Here is a 19,351-nt window from a genome sequence, read left to right on the forward strand (position 1 = left end):
CAAAAGTACTATTAACTTAAAAATTACACGCCATTAACGGCCACTTTAAGCTCGATAGTTTACTTTTATTAACTTAAATAAATAATGATGAAAAATTTACTACTTATTTTCTTGTTTACAGGACTCGTTTCTACAAGTATGCAAGCACAAGATAGTACAACTTTAGACCCTATGACTACCGTAGAATTTGAAACTTCTACTATTGATTATGGAAAAGTTGAAAAAGGAAGTGATGGTGTCAGAACTTTTACTTTTAAAAATACTGGTGAGAACCCATTGAAGATATATAAAATATACTCTTCATGTAGTTGTGACATTTTATCAAAGCCAGAAGAACCTATTGCACAAGGCATGACAGGTGAAATAGTTGTAAAATACGACACTAAAAAGGTAGGTCCTATTGTAAAGACCATCACGGCTTATGCTAATATTGAAAAAAAATTGATCCCTTTGCGATTAAAAGGTGAAGTATTACCAGCTAAGGAAGAAGAATAATTTAATTAACGGATTAATGGAACATTTATAATCTTTACATTAAATACCATTTCTCCTCTTTTTAATTTTATTTTCAACTTCTTATAAGGATTTTTATAAAACAGTTCACTGACATTATTTACAGTGAGCTGTTTTTTTTGTCGCCCATTAACAGAAATAATTTGATCTCCTATTTGAATGCCAGCTTTATGAGCAGGAGAGCCTTCTCGCAAATAGTCTACATATATTTTAGGGACGTATTGATAAGTCATTCTAGTCTTAGAAGTAAGCGTTATCTGACTACTAGAACCATCTACGTTTCTGTTTGTAAAATCTCTATCTAAATGTGTGAATAATTCTAACTCGCCTTTCTTAACACCTAGTCCGGTCATATTGTAATAAAAACCTTCTTCAAAACTATTATTAGGTTTCATACTGATTTTACCCTTGGGATAATCGATCACCACGTCAAATCTTCTTAACACCTCTCCTCCTAAGCTACCATCATGAGAGGTATTTGCTTTTTCTGTACTTTGATACTTTTTAAAAGGATAGGAAACGGCCACATTTTTTAAAGTAGAATTGAATAAATGAACCGCATTTACTTTAGTCCTTAACCCAAAAATCTCTCCATTTATACCAAAACCTAAATAGTCTTCAAAACTATTCTCAATAGTCATCGCATCATCTATGTCGTCAAAAATCCATAAAGCATCGCCACTTCCTGAATCCAGAAGTAGTTTAAAATCGCCTTTTACTAACCTATTATCTAATTCTAGATTGACAAACAACCTACTATTATAAGTAGTAACATTAAACTGCTTTGCTTTTCTCAATGAAAATGGAAGATCTTCAAAGTTCTCATATATCTTTAAATAACTACTTTCATAATCTATATGTGTAACAAAATTCTCAAGAAAATTAACTCCCAGAATTCCATGTATTTCTACATCTAACTTTGGTGATATATCTATCTCGCTATCGCTTAGAACAAGAACATCTGCATGAGTATCGCTTATAAAATCGCCTATTTCTATTTTATTCCCTCTAGAATAATAAGCACTCAACGCCTCATTACTACCATAACCATTTACTGAGATATACTTACCTTCCTTAATACTAAGAGAGTCTATACCTTTTAAATTAAAAATAATAGTTCTTGCTGCACCAGTGTCTAGCATGAAGTTAAACTCTACATCATTAACTGTTACTGGCAGTACGATTAAATTAGAATATTGATCAAAAGCAATCTTATCCTTTTTTATATTCTTATTAAATACAAAACCTTCTTGAGCAGTTGCACTACACAAACAGAAAATCAAAGAAAATAAAAGAACCGCGTTTTTCATGAACAATAAATATAAGGTTTAGTCAAAGTCTTTTGAGCATCCTTACTCAAGTAGTACATTTGTAGTAATAAAAATAAGTTATGCCAAAGATTTCTGAAAAAGGGCTTAAAATGCCTTCTTCCCCTGTTAGAAAATTAGTTCCTTATGCCGAAGCTGCAAAAGCTAGAGGTGTTCACATCTATCAACTTAACATAGGTCAACCAGATATTAAAACGCCAGAACAAGCAATTAATGCTGTTAAAGATACTGATATGACTGTTCTTGCATACAGCCACAGTGCAGGAAACCAATCTTACAGAGATAAACTGGCGGTACATTACAATAAAATAGGCATGAATCTAACTGATGAAAACATAATAGTCTCTACTGGTGGTAGTGAGGCGTTAATGTTTGCCATGGGTAGTATTTGTGATAATGGAGACGAGGTTATTATACCTGAGCCATTTTATGCAAATTACAACGGTTTTGCAACAGCAAGCGGTGTTACTGTAAAACCTATCTCAACAACCATTGAAAACAACTTTGCTTTACCTGCAATAAGCGAGTTTGAAAAACTGATTACTGATAAAACTAAGGCTATTCTTATATGTAACCCAGGAAATCCAACTGGTTATTTATACACTCAAGAAGAAATGGATCAATTAACTGCTCTAGTTAAAAAACACGATCTTTTCCTTTTATCTGACGAGGTTTATAGAGAATTTGCCTATGACGGCCGTAAACATCTCTCAGTAATGAACATTACTGGTCTAGAAGAACATGCCATCATGATAGATTCTGTATCAAAAAGATATAGTATGTGCGGTGCACGTATAGGTTGCATGGTCTCAAAAAATAAAGAAGTAATGGCTACCGCAATGAAATTTGCACAAGCTAGATTAAGCCCTCCTACATTTGCACAAATAGCTGCAGAGGCTGCTTTAGAAACAAAACAAGAATACTTTGACGAGGTTATAGGAGAATACATAGAGCGTCGCGACGTTCTCATCGACGGTCTTAAGAAAATAGACGGTGTAGAAGTGGCAAATCCTGGCGGCGCATTTTATTGTGTGGCACAACTTCCTGTAGAGGACACAGACGTTTTTGCACAATGGATGTTAGAAAACTTTGAACTAGATGGCGAGACCATTATGGTAGCACCTGCAGCTGGTTTTTACAGTACTCCAGGAATGGGAAAAAACCAAATAAGAATAGCTTATGTTCTAGAAAAGGAATCTCTAGAAAAAGCGGTACGTATCTTAGATCATGCGTTGAAAGCATATAAAGCATGATAGAAATTAAGCATCATTTTTCTTTAAAAAGTTACAATACTTTTGGAATATCCGCTTTCGCGAAAGCGTACTCAGCAACAACTACAACGCAACAATTAAAAGAATCTCTAGGTTACTATGTAGGTCAAGATATCTTTTTATTAGGCGGCGGTAGTAACATGCTACTTATAAACGATATTCAAAAACCAGTAATTCATGTTCTATTAAAAGGAATGGAAGTTACTAGGCGAGAAGAAAATAATGTATTTCTTAAAGTCATGGCAGGAGAAAACTGGCATGACTTTATACTTTATTGTATAGAAAATAATCTAGCAGGTGTTGAGAATTTATCACTCATTCCTGGTAACGTGGGCACATCTCCTATTCAGAATATAGGCGCTTATGGTGTAGAACTTAAAGATGTTTTCCATAGCTGTGAAGTAATTGATTTAAAATCGCTAGAAGAAAAAACACTCACTCTAGCCGACTGTAAATTCGGATACAGAGATTCTATATTTAAAAACGACGCTGCTGGTAAATATGTAATTACGTCAGTGACTTTTAAATTAACAGATCTTAATCAGACTATTGATTATGATTTCAAGATAGGCTATGGCGCTATTAAAGAAGAGTTAGACGGTTTACAAGGCGACCTTACTATTCAAAAAATATCACAAGCTGTAATTAATATAAGAAGCAGTAAGTTACCTGATCCTAAAGTATTAGGTAATAGTGGTAGTTTTTTCAAAAATCCAGTTATTAAAAGAACTGTTTATGAAGACCTTATAAGAATGCATCCTGACATGCCATCTTATCCTCTAGACGAGAATTATGTAAAAGTCCCTGCTGGCTGGCTTATAGACCAGTCTGGTTTTAAAGGAAAAAGATATGGTGATGCTGGTGTGCATGAAAAACAAGCATTAGTTTTAGTAAATTATGGAGATGCCACCGGTAAAGAAATACTTGATGTTGCTCATAAAATACAACAACATGTCATGAATCGATACGGCATTAAAATTGATACTGAAGTAAACCTAATCGATTAATAAACTATTAGAATAACTAATAATTGTATTTATAATTAAACTGTGGTTCTCATTAGAGACTTATAACCATACCTTATCTTTGCATTATGGATTTAAAACTCGTACTTATATCGTTTGTATTATTAGCTCTTGGATTTGCAGGAATAGCAATAAAAATATGGGGTAAAAAGGATGGTAAATTTGCTGGAACTTGTGCCAGTCAAAGTCCTTTTCTTAACAAAGATGGTGAAGCATGCAGCATGTGTGGTAAACTACCAGAAGAGCAAGATTGCAAAAACGAAGAGCTAACAGCTTAGGCCTTTCTTCATGGAAATAGGTGTATTCTTCTATGTGTTGACAGGCTTTGCCTTGATCAATATAATTTATTATTTCTTCTATTCAAAAGCCGGTTTTGGTAAAACACCACAACCACAAGGAGATTTAAAAAATGCTGTTTCAGTAATCGTATGTTCTAAAAACGAACAAGAAAACCTTAAAACACTAGTACCTCAACTATTAGAACAAGATCATCCTAATTTTGAATTAATTCTAATTAATGATGCTAGTTATGACGACACTAGAGATGTTATTGAAGATTTCATGTCTCAAGACGCTCGTGTAAAAATGGTAGATGTCGTGAACAATGAAAGTTTTTGGGGTAATAAAAAATATGCACTTACCCTAGGTATCAAAAAAGCCGTAAACGATCATTTAATATTTATCGATGCAGACTGTACACCTAATAGTAAGCAATGGCTTTCCCTTATGGCGGTTCATTTATCTGAAGAGAAAAAAATCGTTTTAGGATATGGCGGCTATCAAAAGGTTAAAAATTCACTTCTTAATGCATTAATAAGATTTGAAACTGGACTGACAGCTATTCAATATTTTAGTTATGCCATGAGTGGTAACCCATATATGGGCGTAGGCCGCAACCTGGCCTATACCGCTACTCAATTTTATGATGTAAGTGGCTTTATGAGTCATATGAAAATTATGGGTGGAGATGACGACCTTTTTGTAAATCAAGCAGCGACTAACAAGAACACTATTGTCTCTTTAAATCCAGATTCTTTTACTATTAGTATAGCAAAACAGAGCTGGTCCACCTGGTGGAAACAGAAAAAACGACACATAAATACAGCGAGTCACTATAAAGGAGCTCATAAATTCTTATTAGGTTTATTTTACATATCTCAAATAGGGTTTGTTATTTCAGCTATTCTAGGATTCGTATTCGGTATTAACTGGATGATTATCTTAGGGGTTGTACTATTTAGATATTTGATATTCTGGATAGTGATGGGTAAAGGTTTATCTCGCTTTCGCGAAAGCGATATCATTATCCTACTTCCTTTTTTAGAATTATTATTAATTTTAAGTCAGCTAGCATTATTTGTTTCAAACATGGTTAATAAACCTAAACAATGGAACTAGTTAGGTATTCTTATTCAAACGACTACTTTATCACTAACTTTGTAATATGGAATCAGTAAAAACATCTGTAGCACCACCTAAGGCAAAGGGCAAACCAAAATGGTTGCGCGTTAAATTACCTGTAGGTCAAAAATATAAAGAATTAAGAAGTACCGTAGAGAAGTATGATTTACATACCATCTGTACATCTGGTAGCTGCCCTAATATGGGTGAATGCTGGACAGAAGGAACTGCAACTTTCATGATTCTAGGTAATACCTGTACACGTTCTTGTGGTTTTTGTGGTGTAAAAACTGGAAGACCGGACACTGTGGACTGGGCAGAGCCTGAGAAAGTAGCACGTAGTATTAAATTAATGGGGATTAAACACGGTGTTATCACTAGTGTAGATCGTGATGATTTAAAAGATATGGGGTCTATAATATGGAAGGAAACTGTTGCTGCCATAAGACGTATGAATCCTGAAACGACACTAGAAACTCTTATTCCAGATTTTCAAGGCAACACGCGTAATCTAGATCGCATCGTAGAGGCAAATCCAGAAGTGGTTTCTCACAACATGGAAACGGTAAGAAGATTAACTCGTGAGGTGCGTATACAGGCTAAGTATGATACAAGCCTAGAAGTATTAAGATATCTAAAACAACAAGGTATCAACAGAACTAAATCTGGGATTATGCTGGGTCTAGGAGAGCTGGAAGAAGAGGTAATCCAGACTATGAGAGATCTTAGAGATAATAATGTAGATGTGGTTACTATAGGTCAGTACCTACAGCCATCTAAGAAACATTTACCTGTAAAAGAATTTATCACGCCAGAACAATTCAAGAAATATGAAACTATAGGTCTAGAAATGGGCTTTAGACATGTGGAGAGTGGCGCTCTAGTGAGAAGTTCTTACAAGGCACACAAACATATTTTGTAAACTCTACGTAGTTTACATAAAAACATATGGAACCTTATTAAAGATAACTTCTACTTTAATGGTATTATCTTTAATAGGTTCCACTATCTCAATTTAAAATTTCTGATAGTCATTCTGGTTTATTTTAATTTCAGGAATTTGCAGTATTCATAATTTTAACTCCAACTACTAGGAGGTTAAAAAGAAAATAATCTTATCAAATGATTAAAGTAGCCATTAATGGATTCGGTCGTATAGGACGTACTTTTTTAAGAACGGTTTACAACGACCCTCAAATTGAAGTAGTAGCTATTAATGACCTCGCATCTACAGAGGTAATGGCACACCTCTTAAAATATGATTCTATTCACGGTATACTAGATGCTCAGGTTACTTTTGACGCAAATTCTATTACCGTTAATGATCATAAAATCGCCTTTACACACCACCGCAATTTAGAAGATTTAAACTGGGACGGTATACACACGGTAATAGAATCTACTGGTAAATTTAAAACGAGAAAAGAATTACAAAAACACATTAACGCTGGCGCTGGAAAAGTAATCCTGAGCGCACCGCCTATAGAAGACGATATTAAAACAGTGGTTCTAGGTGTTAATGAGCATATATTAAATAAAGAAGATCTTATTTTCTCAAATGCCAGCTGTACGACAAATAATGCCGCTCCACTTATTAAAGTAATGAATGAGCTTTGTGGCATAGAACAAGCATACATAACCACGGTACATAGTTATACCACCGACCAGAGCTTACACGATCAACCTCATAGAGATTTACGTAGAGCAAGAGCTGCTGGGCAGTCCATAGTACCTACCACCACTGGTGCTGCAAAGGCGCTAACTAGAATCTTCCCAGATTTAAATGATGTCATAGGTGGTTGTGGTATCAGAGTACCAGTACCTAACGGTAGCCTGACTGACCTTACTATTAATGTAAAACGTGACACTTCTATAGAAGAGATTAATGATGCTTTTTCCGCTTTCGCGAAAGCGAATCCTACAACATTCTCCTTTACAAATGTTCCATTAGTATCGATAGATATATCAGGAAGCCCATATTCTTGCATATACGACTCATTAATGACTAGTGTGATAGGTAAAATGGTGAAAATTATAGGATGGTACGATAATGAAAGTGGGTATTCTCACCGATTAAGAGATATGGTAGTTTACGCCAAAAGCATAAAATAAGACATAACCCCTCGTAAAAACATCGTTTAAAAGCATTTATGATAAGATTATAATCGTTTTTTATTTGAATAGAATCAAGTCCTTTTATATTTGTCTACCTAATTAATAGATTTGTCTTCTAGAGTTTTATACTTTATTGTAATGTGTTTATGCACTATTAGTTTTCTTCAAAAAGCTAATGGTCAAGAAGATTATATATCTAAACCTAATCAACAACTTGCTGTTGATTTAATGTTAGAAAAGGCACAACTTGCTCTACAAAGAGCAAATTACATCGAAGCCGATAATTTAATCACTGGCGCTACCGACATAGCAAAAGATTCTTCCATTTATGCTCAAACTCAATTATTAAGAGTTTCTTACTTAAATAAAACAGGTCAATTAAAAAATGCTAGCGAGGTTATTAAAAGAATCGCTCCTTATTTTGATAAATCTTCTCTAGGTAATGCACAATTATTACTTTTAAAGTCAGATGTACTTATTAGATCTAACCAATTAGTCCATGCTAAAGAAGAGATTACAAATGCGCAATTAATTCTAGCACAAACTAAAAACGAAAATCTCAATGCTATTTTAAAATTAAGAATAGCACAATTAAACCTAAGGATCAATAAGGTAGATGAGGCCAGAGAATCGTTTATAGAATTATTACCTCATCTTAAAAATAACAACCAGCACTACTCTACTGCACAAGTGAGTCTAGAACTAGCTCAAATAGCTGCTGGAAAAGGAGAGTTGAATTTATCCAAAGAATACACACAACAAAGTATTTCCATAGCAGAAAAATATCAATTTAACGATATCTTAAAAAATGGCTTTTACCTCTATTCAGAGTTATTAGAACAACAAGGCGATTATAAAAGTAGCATCTCTTATCTACAGAAATACACCGAGCTCACTAAGAAAGATATGAATTCTATGGTTTCTAATGAAGAGCTTCTAGAATTTAAGAAACTTAAGGAAGAGAATGAAGCCCTGGTGGTATCCAACAATGAAAAAGCGAGAGAACTAAAAGGTAAAGACACATCTTATATATTATTATGTGTTTTTATCACACTACTCTCTTTGTTAACTTTATCATTATTTAAGAATAACAAATTAAGAGCAAAGAGTAATCATGTGCTAGAAGATAAAAACTCTGCTCTTATAGATGAAAGGGATAGAGCTCAAGATGCTGCAAAAATAAAGGCAGATTTCCTATCTACCATAACGCATGAGTTAAGAACACCTATGTATGCTGTTACTGGTCTTACCCATTTATTATTAGAAACAGATCCTAGAATAGATCAAAAAGAACACTTAGAAACGTTACAATCCTCAGGAGAATATTTATTATCACTTATTGATAATATACTCGATTTCAACAAGCTAGAAGCTAACAAAGTTGAATTAGAAGCCATTCCATTTGACCTAAATAAAAGGGTAAATGATATAAGCCTATCTTTAAAAGGACAAGCTACAGATCAAAGAAATAATCTTCATATTCAATATGATGATAACATACCATCTAGATTACAAGGTGACCCAGTTAAAATATCACAGATCTTAATCAACCTGATGGGTAATGCTATCAAGTTTACCAAAGATGGAGATGTATGGGTAAGGGCTCATAAAATAAACACCATTGAGGATAAATGCCTTATAAAATTTGAAGTAGAAGATAACGGTAAAGGAATTTCTGAAGAGAAACAACAAGCGATTTTTGAAAACTTTACGCAAGAAGGGTCTAGTACAACTAGAGAATATGGTGGTACAGGTTTAGGCCTAGCTATCGTAAAGAATCTAGTAGAATTAATGGGCGGCTCAGTTCAACTAGACAGTAAAGTAGGAATAGGTAGTAAATTCACTTTTGAAATATGGTTTGACCTACCAGACTCTAACAGGTTCTTTAACGAGAATCATTATCCTGAAACAAGTAATATCACTCACTCTACAACAACCACTATTACCGGTCATAAAGAAGTAATCTTACCTAATATAGATTTAAATATTCCTAAAAAGAACGAATATAGCGATCCTGAAGTGACAAAGTCAGAAAAAACCAAGGATGAAGTGATAAGCTCTAAACCAGCGTCACCCACTGAGTTATTGAACAAACGCATATTAATAGTAGAGGACAACAAGATCAATCAAATGATCACTAGAAAGATTCTTGAAGGTAAGAATTTCACATGCGAGGTTGCTAATAACGGTGAAGAAGCGGTGATAGCGGCAAAAACCAGAAAGTACGACCTAATACTTATGGACGTTCACATGCCCATAAAAGATGGAAAAGAAGCTACTAGAGACATAAGGAGCTTTGACAGAGAGATTCCTATAATAGCACTCACAGCGGTAACTTTAAACGATTCTGAAAAAGAATTCTACGAAATAGGTTTTGATGATATCATCCCAAAACCATTTAAAATGGATGAGTTTTTTGAAAAGATTCAAAAAGCATTTTCTAATTTTGAAGTTCTATAAACTAGGTTCTTTCCCTATAAACTTAGTCTGTATAGGTAAATACATAACGTTACTTAAATCATAATTCCTTAGCCTCACGTAATCTTTCTCGGTAGTAATAACTATTTTTTTACTTCTAATAAGCTCTACTTCTTCATTTGTAAAATTATGATGATCTGTATATTTAAGATGATCTACAGTTATAAATTTCTTCAAATATTCTATGAAAGGTATAGGGTTTGCAATACCAGTCACGACCGATACTTCTAATCCTTTAAAATCACTAAGATTTTTAGAATCATTAGCTCCGTAAACAAAATCATCATAGGCTATGTAAGAGAAACACAATTGCTGAGATGGCAACAATTGTAGCTTTTGTTTAATCTTAAGAGTATCTTCAACACTAATGGAAGACGGGCATTTAGTAACTACGACAGTTTGTGCACGTTTTGCACCACTTCGAGACTCTCTTAGATTACCAGCCGGTAACAAATAATCATCTTTATATAGATTACCATAGCTAGTCAATAAGACATAATGACTCGCCTTTACATGTCTGTGCTGGTATGCATCATCTAATAAAATAAGATCTAAATCATGATTCTTTAATAGATTATTAATTCCATCTACTCGCTTTTCACAAACAGCACTCACGATCAAATTTTTAAACTTAAGTTTAATTTGTAAAGGCTCATCTCCTACTTTTTCTACCGTATCATTTAGATTTATTTCAATATAACCAGACGTCCTCCTACCATATCCACGACTTAGCACACCTAACTTTAAATCTTTATTTTTCTTTATAAAATACTCGATCATAGGTGTTTTACCAGTACCACCAGTACTTAAATTACCCACGGCTATTATAGGTATATCAAATTCATGTTGTTCTATTATACCTTTATTAAAGGCATAATTGCGCAATGAAGTAATTCCATCATAAACTATGGAAAATGGATATAATAAAAGTCTCAAATTTTGCATGAGCTCAAAAGTAGGTTAATTTTACAACAGACATAAATAGTACCATTATGAAAATTAAAGATGTTATCTCACATCTAGAACTACTTGCTCCTAGACACTATGCAGAAGATTTTGACAACACAGGCTTATTAACCGGTGATAAAAACACCGATTTATCAGGTATTCTAGTCACTCTAGATTGTTTAGAAAACGTTGTCGATGAAGCTATTGAAAATAATTGTAATCTAATTGTAAGTTTCCACCCCATTATATTTTCTGGTTTAAAACACTTACAACCTAGCGATTATGTACGCAGTGCTGTTGTTAAGGCTATTAAAAACGATATAGCCATATACGCAACTCATACCGCACTGGACGTCACAAAAGGTGGTGTAAGCTATAGAATGGCTCAAGAAATGGGACTAAATAAAGTAAAAACACTACTTCCTAAATCACAATTAATAAAAAAACTGGTAACATATATACCTGCTAACTCATTTGAAGAGGTTAAAGAAGCATTATTTAATGCCGGTGCAGGATCATTAGGTAATTATACAGATTGTAGTTTTTCTATTTCGGGAATAGGGACATTTAAGGGAAATGAAGATAGCAAACCTAAAATTGGAGAAAAATTAAACCGGGAGAACATAGAAGAAAAGATGCTTTCTATTACATTTTTACCTCATTTAGAAAGTACGATAAAAGCCGCATTAATCCATTCCCACCCATATGAAGAGGTATCTTTTGAAATTTCTACGCTAGAAAACAGTTATCAAAACATAGGAATGGGCACAATCGGTGAGCTGCCAGAAAGCCTGAGTGTAGAAGAATTTTTACAAAAAACAAAGACCGTATTTAAAACTGGAGTTGTTAGAAGCTCGCTTTCGCGAAAGCGGAACATTAAAAAAGTCGCACTGCTAGGAGGCTCTGGAGCGTTTGCAATAAAAAATGCTATTCAATCAGGTGCTGACGCTTACATCACAGCCGATCTAAAATATCACGATTTCTTTCAAGGTCAAGACATCCTATTATGTGATGTGGGACATTATGAAAGCGAGCAGTTTACAAAAAACCTTTTACATGAATATCTTACAGAAAAATTTAGTAGTTTTGCAGTCCTTTGTGCACAAGCGCGAACAAACCCAGTTAATTATTTTTAAAAGATGGCAAAAAAGACCGAGGCTACTGTAGAAGATAAGTTAAGAGAACTTTACAATCTACAATTAATCGATTCTAGAATAGATGAGATACGCAATGTGCGTGGTGAATTACCTCTAGAAGTACAAGATCTTGAAGATGAAGTAGAAGGATTAAAAACTCGACTGTCTAAATTAGACGCACATTCTGATGAACTTAGTGAAAACATTAAGTCCAAAAAGAATTTAATTGAAGAGGCCAAAGCCCTGATTACAAAATATACAGATCAACAAAAAAACGTACGTAACAACCGTGAGTTCAATTCTCTTTCTAAAGAAATGGAATTTCAAGAACTAGAAATGGAACTTGCTGAAAAACATATACGTGAATTCAAAGCTCAAATAGAGCAACAAAAAGAGGTTATCGATAAAAGTAAGAAGCGTCTTGCTGATAAAACTGACCACTTAAAGCATAAGAAATCTGAACTAGAAGAGATCCTTAAGGAAACTCAAAAAGAAGAAGAAAACCTTATGAAGATGAGCGAGGATCATGCAAAATCAATCGAAGAAAGGTTAATCAAGGCATATACTCGTATCAGAACAAGCGTAAAGAACGGTCTTGCAGTTGTACCTATTGAAAGAGGTGCTTCTGGTGGTTCTTACTTTACTATACCGCCACAAGTACAAGTAGAAATCGCAAGTCGCAAGAAAATCATTACAGATGAGCATTCTGGTAGAATTCTTGTAGATGCTGCTCTTGCATATGAACAAGTAGAAAAAATGGATAAAGTATTTGCTAAATTATAGTAAAACTTTTTTCTTCATATTTAATCCCTTTATTTTTTTAATAAAGGGATTTTTTTTATTTAACCCTTTTTTAATACACTTCATGAAGAGCTAATCCTATTTTTATCGTTTAAAACTTATAGTAAATGAAAATAGTATCAATTTTAATTATGATGTTCCTAGCATCTAATTGTAACGAACAAGATAATAACGCCTCACAAACTGCTGTTAATACTGACCCTATTGAGGTTCCTTCTCAAGAAGGTATGGAAAGAGCTTATTTTGCAAGTGGTTGTTTCTGGTGTGTAGAAGAAATATATGAAGGCGTAATAGGTGTTAGTGAATCTATTTCTGGCTATTCTGGTGGCCACACTCAAAATCCTACCTATGAAGACAGTAATACTGGTAAAACGGGACATGCTGAAACTAATGAAATCATATACGACCCTAGCGTCGTTTCTTTTAAAACACTAGTAGATGTTTACTTTGCTTCTCAAAACATAGAACAAGTTAATGGTCAGGGTCCTGATCATGGTTCTCAATATAGAAGTATTATTTTTTATCAAAATGATGATCAGAAAAAAATTATTGAAGATAAAATTACCAGCTTAACACAAGAAGGATTCAGTATTGGAGCCGAGGTAAAACCTTTTCAAAAATTCTGGATTGCCGAAGATTACCACCAAGATTATGCAAAACTGCACCCTACACACGGTTATATAAGAGGAGTATCTATACCTAGATTTAGAAAATTTGCTCAAAAAATGCCGCAAGTAATTAAACCAGAAGCACAACATTAAAAGTAAAACGAACAATTTATCTCAAGAGAAACTTGTTCCTTTCAACATTTTAATTACATTTGTCTTATGTCATTAAATAATAATATCAGAATCAATAATAATTCTTTACAAACGTAAGGGGTAGAATCTGGTATTTTAATATATTCAAAAGGTCTACCTAACGGTAGGCCTTTTTTCATTTAAAAAAACAAATTATGTGCGGAATTGTAGGAATGTTTCAGTTGAAAAAAGACAGCCAGGAACAAAGAGAAAAAGTCTTAGAATTATCTAAAAAACTAAGACATCGTGGACCAGACTGGTCTGGAATCTATTGTGGTGATAACGCCATTCTAGCACACGAGAGATTAACTATAGTAGATCCTCAGTCTGGAGGACAACCGCTTTATAGTCCTGATGGTAAAGTAGTACTTGCTGTTAACGGTGAAATATATAACCACCAAAGCCTGAGAGACAACTACAGTGATTATAAATTTAAAACAAAATCTGACTGCGAGGTAATCCTTGCTCTATATCAAGATAAAGGCGTTGACTTCATGGATGAGCTTACTGGTATGTACGGTTTTGCATTATATGATATCGAAAAAGATGTCTTTTTATGCGCCAGAGATCATCAGGGTATCATACCACTTTATTATGGTTATGACGAGTTAGGACAGTTTTATGTGGCGAGCGAGCTTAAGGCCTTAGAGGGAACTTGTAATGAGATAGCTCCATTCCCACCTGGACATTATTACTATAGTGAAACAGGTGAATTTATAAAATGGTACGATAGAGAATGGAAAGATTATGATGCGGTAAAAGACAACACAAGTTCCGTAGCAGATCTTAAACAAGCTATGGAAGACTCCGTACACAGACATTTAATGAGCGATGTCCCTTATGGGGTTTTATTATCTGGTGGTCTAGATAGTTCTATAGTAAGTGCCGTTGCAAAAAAATATGCGGCAAAACGTATAGAATCAGGTGATAACAAAGATGCCTGGTGGCCTCAACTACATTCATTTGCCATAGGACTAGAAGGCAGTCCTGATCTAGCAGCTGCTCAAGAAGTTGCAGACCATATAGGCACCGTACATCACAGTGTTAACTTCACAATTCAAGAAGGTCTAGACGCAATAAAGGACGTAGTTTATTTTCTAGAGACCTATGATGTTACTACCATTAGAGCGTCCACACCTATGTATCTTCTTGCACGCGTTATAAAATCTATGGGAATTAAAATGGTTTTATCTGGAGAAGGAAGTGATGAGATTTTCGGAGGTTACTTATATTTTCACAAAGCACCTAGTGCCGAAGAATTTCATAAAGAAACCGTACGTAAATTAGATACCTTACATCTATATGATAACCTTAGAGCAAATAAATCGCTTGCAGCATGGGGTATAGAAGGTCGCGTTCCATTCTTAGATAAAGAATTTATGGATGTAGCTATGAGACTCAACCCTAAAGATAAAATGTGTGGAAATGGAAAAATGGAAAAACACATTTTAAGAGAGGCATTTGAAGATGACCTACCTAAAAGCGTTGCCTGGAGACAAAAGGAACAATTCAGCGATGGTGTAGGATACAGCTGGATCGACACATTAAAAGAAGTAGTAGAAGGTGTTGTGACTGATGAAATGATGGAGGCAGCTCCCTTTAAATTTAAAATCAATCCGCCACAGAATAAGGAAGAATATTACTACCGTAGTATTTTCTCAGAACATTTCCCTAGTGACGCTGCAGCAAGCTGTGTACCTTCTTTAAAATCAGTAGCTTGTTCTACTCCAGTAGCATTAGAATGGGACGAGGCTTTTAAAAACATGAACGATCCATCGGGACGTGCAGTAAGTGGTGTTCATGACGAAGGTTATTAAAAAAATGTAAAAAAGTTGTGCCTTTCAAATAGCCTAACTACATTTGGCACTCAATGAAAAGAACAAATCATACATGGTGGTGGAATAATACAGCTCAACAGCCGTAAAGTCGCCCGCATGTTTATTTATAAACGATAAAGGTCTACTTAACGGTAGACCTTTTTTCATTTACATTAATTAGTAAAAAATATCTAATGAACTCAGTTCAAGAATTACATAAAGCAAATACAGCTCATAAAGTCATACTAGCAGACACCCTTACCCCAGTCGCTATGTACATGAGATTAAGGGATAAATACCCAAATAGCATTCTTCTAGAAAGTAATGAGTATGGACAGCGCAGTAATAGTTATTCTTTTATTTGCTGTAATCCAGTTGCTACTTTTGAGGTAAATGAGAATGAGATAAAATCTACTTTTCCAGATAACTCTATAAGTTCACAAGATTACAGTTCTACTTTTGACCTTACTACAGGTTTAAATGAATTTAAAAATTCTTTTGAAAAAGTAACAGATGATTTCCCCTTCCCTACTAACGGGCTTTTCGGATACCTTAGTTATGATGCTGTTCAATTATTTGAAGATTTAGAGTTTCGCTTTCGCGAAAGCGATACCAACAACATACCTCTTGCCTACTATCAAGTATTTCAAAATGTAATCGTTTTTGATCATTACCATAACCAGCTTTATGTATTTGATCATCAATATGCCGATTTTGAATCAAAACTAGATGAGATCGTAGCAGTTATTAATCATCGCGATGTAGCAAACTATAGTTTTGAATGTACAGAAGAAGAGTCTTCTGAAATGACTGATAATGATTTCAAAGAACTTGTAGAAAAAGGTAAAGAACACTGTCGTAGAGGCGATGTTTTTCAAATCGTTCTATCTAGAAAATTTGAACAACCCTTTAAAGGTGATGATTTTAATGTCTACAGGCAGTTACGAGCGATAAACCCTAGTCCATATTTATTTTATTTTGATTACGGTAATTTTAGAATATTCGGTTCTTCTCCAGAAGCGCAGTTATTAATTTCAGATACTAAAGCTAGTATTCAACCTATTGCAGGTACTTATAAAAGAACCGGTAATGATGTTGCAGATTTAAAAGCTGCCGAAGAACTAAAAAAAGACCCTAAAGAAACTGCCGAGCATATTATGCTAGTAGACCTTGCAAGAAATGACCTTAGCCGTCATGCTAGAGATGTAAAGGTAGAAGATTATCAAAACATACATTTCTACTCTCACGTTATTCACATGGTAAGTAAAGTGAGCGGTACCATTAATGAAAATGATAAAATCAAACTTATAGGAGATACATTCCCAGCAGGTACATTGAGTGGTGCTCCTAAATATAGAGCCATGCAACTCATAGATCAATATGAAAAATCTTCTAGAGAATTTTATGGTGGCGCGATAGGTTATCTTGGATTTGACGGCAATTTTAACCACGCCATAATTATTAGAAGTATATTATCACGTAATAATAAGTTACTATTTAGAGCAGGTGCTGGTGTGGTTGTAGAAAGTAACTTAGAAAACGAAATGCAAGAAGTTTACAACAAGACTAACGCACTACGCAGTGCTATCAATAAAGCAAATCAATATTAATTATGAAATTAAGATATTTATCAATCGCCCTTCTTTCTTTTAATTTTCTATTATTCTCGTGTCAGGATAGCAAGAAAGAAGACTTAATCGATATTAAAATAGTTGAAAAAGATGGCGAAACGGTTTTTCAATACCTACCTAATTTAACCTTTAATAATGCAAGAGATAGCGCATCCTCTTTATTCAATAACCAAGATTACTACAGAATAATGTCTAGCGAGATTAAAGTCGCTCCACCTATTTATCAAAATGAAGTTATTAAAGTTAGAGTGTTTACTAGAAGTTTTTTTTCAAAAGATGGTTATAAACATGGATTTTTAGTTAGAACCTATAGTAAAGATGGTAAAATAAAAGATGAAATGGTAATAGCCTCTACTCTTGATGGATTACAATGTGAAGGAAAAGTAACTTCGGACCTAAGAATAATTACCAACTGTCCAGGTGGTGAAGAAACTATAGCACAAATAGAAACTGATGGTAGTATTAAAACTTTGAAAGATGAATAAGAGATTATTATTAATAGACAACTATGATTCTTTTACGTACAACCTTGTGCACTATCTAGAAGAATTAGGCGCTCAACTCACTGTGGTGCGCAATGATCAAATCACACCTCAAGAATGCGAGAATTATGACGCGGTAGTGCTATCTCCAGGACCAGGTATACCCAATGAAGCTGGAAATTTAATTGCGATAATTGATCACCTTAAAGATAAAAAACCACTTTTAGGAATTTGTTTAGGTCATCAAGCGATAACTGAGGTATTCGGTGGAGAAATTATAAACCTAGATAAAGTATATCACGGTATCTCTACTAACATGACACATAACGGTAATGAGATATTTAATCATATCGACACTAATTTTGATGCAGGACGTTACCACTCTTGGGCTGCACAAAATAGCAGTTTTCCAGATGTTCTAGAAATAACAGCAACTGATGAAAACGGTCAAATCATGGCTCTTAAACATAAAGAACTACCTATTTACGGTTTACAATTTCACCCAGAAAGTATTATGACTCCGCAAGGAAAACAAATGCTTAAGAACTTTATAGAGACTTTATAGAATGAAAGATATTTTAAATGAATTATTTAATCATCGTACGCTTTCTAGATTAGCTGCTCATGATATTTTAACTGCAATAACTAGTGGTACCGTTAATGATGCACAAATCGCTGCTTTTTTAACCGTATATGGAATGCGTAGTATCACTGTAGAAGAATTAGCTGGATTTAGAGACGCGATGCTAGAACAAGCAAACCTCATCGACCTATCAGAATTTAATCCGATAGACTTGTGTGGTACTGGCGGTGATGGAAAAGACACTTTTAACATCAGTACCCTAGCTAGTTTTGTAACTGCTGGTGCAGGTGTACCTGTTGCTAAACACGGTAACTATGGAGTAAGTTCAGTAAGTGGTTCTTCTAATGTTATGGAACATCTAGGATTTGTTTTTACAAATGACCATGATGTGCTGAGAAAACAAATTTCTGAGGCAAACATTACATTCTTACACGCACCATTATTTCACCCTGCGATGAAAGCTGTTGCACCTATTAGAAGACAATTAGGTGTAAAAACATTTTTTAATATGTTGGGCCCTTTAGTAAATCCTGCAAAACCTAAATTACAAAGTGTTGGTGTTTTCAATTTACAACTAGCGCGTAATTATGAATACTTATTTCAGTCTGAAACAGATAAGAAATACGCTATTCTCCATTCACATGAAGGTTATGACGAGGTAAGTCTTACAGGAAAAGTAAGACTTGCTAGAAACGCAGGAGTAAGCGATCTATCTGCTAGTGATTTCGGTATGAAACTATTAAAGCAGGCAGATATTTATGGTGGAGAAACTGTAGAAGAAGCGGCACATATTTTCATGAAAGTATTAGAAAACAAAGCGACCGAAGCACAAAAAAATGTAGTGATAGCAAATGCCGCAACTGCTATTTCTGTAGCTCAGGATTTAAATTTACATCAAGGAGCTATAGTAGCTAGAGAATCTCTAGAATCTGGAAAAGCATTGAAAAGTTTTAACCGCTTACAAAACGTTCAGAGGTAAACCCTAGAAGCAGTTTTAGACTGACGCTTATTAAGCGTTTAAA

At 34.3% G+C, this 19,351-nt stretch carries 18 protein-coding genes; 16 read left to right on the plus strand and 2 right to left on the minus strand.

Annotation, left to right across the window (positions count from 1 at the left end; translation table 11 throughout):
• The first annotated feature begins 87 nt into the window (after nucleotides 1–87).
• Entirely contained in the window at nucleotides 88–495 is a 408-nt protein-coding gene (locus tag LY01_RS09895; RefSeq protein ID WP_317044694.1) for a DUF1573 domain-containing protein, read from the plus strand.
• A gap of 5 nt (nucleotides 496–500) precedes the next feature.
• Here LY01_RS09895 and LY01_RS09900 read toward each other — a convergent pair whose 3' ends face one another.
• Complete coding sequence (locus tag LY01_RS09900; protein WP_104515694.1) at nucleotides 501–1,823, minus strand: aspartyl protease family protein; 1,323 nt, start codon at nucleotides 1,821–1,823, stop codon at nucleotides 501–503.
• Nucleotides 1,824–1,903: 80 nt separating this feature from the next.
• Here LY01_RS09900 and LY01_RS09905 point away from each other — a divergent pair, with 80 nt between their 5' ends.
• The 7 genes from LY01_RS09905 (at nucleotide 1,904) to LY01_RS09935 (ending at nucleotide 10,113) form a co-directional block, all read left to right on the plus strand.
• Nucleotides 1,904–3,094: a pyridoxal phosphate-dependent aminotransferase gene (locus tag LY01_RS09905; protein WP_104515695.1), complete on the plus strand. Its 1,191-nt coding sequence runs from the start codon at nucleotides 1,904–1,906 to the stop codon at nucleotides 3,092–3,094.
• Nucleotides 3,091–4,119 (plus strand): UDP-N-acetylmuramate dehydrogenase, encoded by a 1,029-nt coding sequence (gene murB / locus LY01_RS09910; RefSeq protein WP_104515696.1) that lies wholly within the window; start codon nucleotides 3,091–3,093, stop codon nucleotides 4,117–4,119. Before LY01_RS09905 ends, murB begins: the two co-directional genes overlap by 4 nt.
• A gap of 86 nt (nucleotides 4,120–4,205) precedes the next feature.
• A complete protein-coding gene (locus LY01_RS09915; protein WP_104515697.1) occupies nucleotides 4,206–4,415 on the plus strand; it encodes a membrane or secreted protein in 210 nt (69 codons plus the stop codon).
• A 10-nt stretch (nucleotides 4,416–4,425) separates the two neighbouring features.
• Nucleotides 4,426–5,535 (plus strand): glycosyltransferase, encoded by a 1,110-nt coding sequence (locus LY01_RS09920; RefSeq protein WP_104515698.1) that lies wholly within the window; start codon nucleotides 4,426–4,428, stop codon nucleotides 5,533–5,535.
• A gap of 46 nt (nucleotides 5,536–5,581) precedes the next feature.
• The gene (gene lipA / locus LY01_RS09925) at nucleotides 5,582–6,460 is read left to right on the plus strand and encodes a lipoyl synthase (protein ID WP_104515699.1); all 879 of its coding nucleotides are present in this window, start codon (nucleotides 5,582–5,584) and stop codon (nucleotides 6,458–6,460) included.
• 200 nt (nucleotides 6,461–6,660) lie between these two features.
• Nucleotides 6,661–7,650: a type I glyceraldehyde-3-phosphate dehydrogenase gene (gene gap, locus LY01_RS09930; protein WP_104515700.1), complete on the plus strand. Its 990-nt coding sequence runs from the start codon at nucleotides 6,661–6,663 to the stop codon at nucleotides 7,648–7,650.
• A 141-nt stretch (nucleotides 7,651–7,791) separates the two neighbouring features.
• Entirely contained in the window at nucleotides 7,792–10,113 is a 2,322-nt protein-coding gene (locus LY01_RS09935) for a hybrid sensor histidine kinase/response regulator (protein WP_245890689.1), read from the plus strand.
• Here the strand turns inward: LY01_RS09935 and lpxK are convergent.
• Entirely contained in the window at nucleotides 10,108–11,076 is a 969-nt protein-coding gene (gene lpxK, locus LY01_RS09940) for a tetraacyldisaccharide 4'-kinase (protein ID WP_104515701.1), read from the minus strand. The two genes, LY01_RS09935 and lpxK, sit on opposite strands and share 6 nt — an antisense overlap.
• A 47-nt stretch (nucleotides 11,077–11,123) precedes the next feature.
• On the opposite strand from lpxK, the gene LY01_RS09945 reads away from it, so the two are divergent.
• From LY01_RS09945 to trpD, 8 genes are all read left to right on the plus strand, one after another.
• Nucleotides 11,124–12,215 carry a Nif3-like dinuclear metal center hexameric protein gene (locus LY01_RS09945; protein WP_104515702.1) on the plus strand — a complete coding sequence of 364 codons (1,092 nt, stop codon included), beginning with the start codon at nucleotides 11,124–11,126 and terminating at the stop codon, nucleotides 12,213–12,215.
• Nucleotides 12,216–12,218: 3 nt separating this feature from the next.
• The gene (locus LY01_RS09950) at nucleotides 12,219–12,998 is read left to right on the plus strand and encodes a zinc ribbon domain-containing protein (RefSeq protein ID WP_104515703.1); all 780 of its coding nucleotides are present in this window, start codon (nucleotides 12,219–12,221) and stop codon (nucleotides 12,996–12,998) included.
• 125 nt (nucleotides 12,999–13,123) lie between these two features.
• A complete protein-coding gene (gene msrA / locus LY01_RS09955; protein WP_104515704.1) occupies nucleotides 13,124–13,777 on the plus strand; it encodes a peptide-methionine (S)-S-oxide reductase MsrA in 654 nt (217 codons plus the stop codon).
• A gap of 194 nt (nucleotides 13,778–13,971) precedes the next feature.
• Nucleotides 13,972–15,633 (plus strand): asparagine synthase B, encoded by a 1,662-nt coding sequence (gene asnB / locus LY01_RS09960; RefSeq protein ID WP_104515705.1) that lies wholly within the window; start codon nucleotides 13,972–13,974, stop codon nucleotides 15,631–15,633.
• A gap of 194 nt (nucleotides 15,634–15,827) precedes the next feature.
• A complete protein-coding gene (locus LY01_RS09965; RefSeq protein WP_104515706.1) occupies nucleotides 15,828–17,243 on the plus strand; it encodes an anthranilate synthase component I family protein in 1,416 nt (471 codons plus the stop codon).
• A gap of 2 nt (nucleotides 17,244–17,245) precedes the next feature.
• On the plus strand, nucleotides 17,246–17,749 hold the full coding sequence (locus LY01_RS09970; protein ID WP_104515707.1) for a hypothetical protein: 504 nt from the start codon (nucleotides 17,246–17,248) through the stop codon (nucleotides 17,747–17,749).
• Nucleotides 17,742–18,311, plus strand: a complete 570-nt coding sequence (locus LY01_RS09975) for an anthranilate synthase component II (protein WP_104515708.1) — start codon at nucleotides 17,742–17,744, stop codon at nucleotides 18,309–18,311. Before LY01_RS09970 ends, LY01_RS09975 begins: the two co-directional genes overlap by 8 nt.
• A 1-nt stretch (nucleotide 18,312) precedes the next feature.
• Nucleotides 18,313–19,308, plus strand: a complete 996-nt coding sequence (gene trpD, locus LY01_RS09980; RefSeq protein WP_104515709.1) for an anthranilate phosphoribosyltransferase — start codon at nucleotides 18,313–18,315, stop codon at nucleotides 19,306–19,308.
• The last annotated feature ends 43 nt before the right edge of the window (nucleotides 19,309–19,351 follow it).

Source organism: Nonlabens xylanidelens (assembly GCF_002934445.1).
Classification (GTDB): Bacteria; Bacteroidota; Bacteroidia; order Flavobacteriales; family Flavobacteriaceae; genus Nonlabens; species Nonlabens xylanidelens.

What these genes read in the sequence shown, in the direction of transcription:
- LY01_RS09895 (WP_317044694.1), top strand. Translation starts at nt 88, where the DNA reads ATGAAAAATTTACTACTTATTTTCTTGTTTACAGGACTCGTTTCTACA.
- LY01_RS09900 (WP_104515694.1), bottom strand. Translation starts at nt 1,823, where the DNA reads ATGAAAAACGCGGTTCTTTTATTTTCTTTGATTTTCTGTTTGTGTAGT.
- LY01_RS09905 (WP_104515695.1), top strand. Translation starts at nt 1,904, where the DNA reads ATGCCAAAGATTTCTGAAAAAGGGCTTAAAATGCCTTCTTCCCCTGTT.
- murB (WP_104515696.1), top strand. Translation starts at nt 3,091, where the DNA reads ATGATAGAAATTAAGCATCATTTTTCTTTAAAAAGTTACAATACTTTT.
- LY01_RS09915 (WP_104515697.1), top strand. Translation starts at nt 4,206, where the DNA reads ATGGATTTAAAACTCGTACTTATATCGTTTGTATTATTAGCTCTTGGA.
- LY01_RS09920 (WP_104515698.1), top strand. Translation starts at nt 4,426, where the DNA reads ATGGAAATAGGTGTATTCTTCTATGTGTTGACAGGCTTTGCCTTGATC.
- lipA (WP_104515699.1), top strand. Translation starts at nt 5,582, where the DNA reads ATGGAATCAGTAAAAACATCTGTAGCACCACCTAAGGCAAAGGGCAAA.
- gap (WP_104515700.1), top strand. Translation starts at nt 6,661, where the DNA reads ATGATTAAAGTAGCCATTAATGGATTCGGTCGTATAGGACGTACTTTT.
- LY01_RS09935 (WP_245890689.1), top strand. Translation starts at nt 7,792, where the DNA reads ATGTGTTTATGCACTATTAGTTTTCTTCAAAAAGCTAATGGTCAAGAA.
- lpxK (WP_104515701.1), bottom strand. Translation starts at nt 11,076, where the DNA reads ATGCAAAATTTGAGACTTTTATTATATCCATTTTCCATAGTTTATGAT.
- LY01_RS09945 (WP_104515702.1), top strand. Translation starts at nt 11,124, where the DNA reads ATGAAAATTAAAGATGTTATCTCACATCTAGAACTACTTGCTCCTAGA.
- LY01_RS09950 (WP_104515703.1), top strand. Translation starts at nt 12,219, where the DNA reads ATGGCAAAAAAGACCGAGGCTACTGTAGAAGATAAGTTAAGAGAACTT.
- msrA (WP_104515704.1), top strand. Translation starts at nt 13,124, where the DNA reads ATGAAAATAGTATCAATTTTAATTATGATGTTCCTAGCATCTAATTGT.
- asnB (WP_104515705.1), top strand. Translation starts at nt 13,972, where the DNA reads ATGTGCGGAATTGTAGGAATGTTTCAGTTGAAAAAAGACAGCCAGGAA.
- LY01_RS09965 (WP_104515706.1), top strand. Translation starts at nt 15,828, where the DNA reads ATGAACTCAGTTCAAGAATTACATAAAGCAAATACAGCTCATAAAGTC.
- LY01_RS09970 (WP_104515707.1), top strand. Translation starts at nt 17,246, where the DNA reads ATGAAATTAAGATATTTATCAATCGCCCTTCTTTCTTTTAATTTTCTA.
- LY01_RS09975 (WP_104515708.1), top strand. Translation starts at nt 17,742, where the DNA reads ATGAATAAGAGATTATTATTAATAGACAACTATGATTCTTTTACGTAC.
- trpD (WP_104515709.1), top strand. Translation starts at nt 18,313, where the DNA reads ATGAAAGATATTTTAAATGAATTATTTAATCATCGTACGCTTTCTAGA.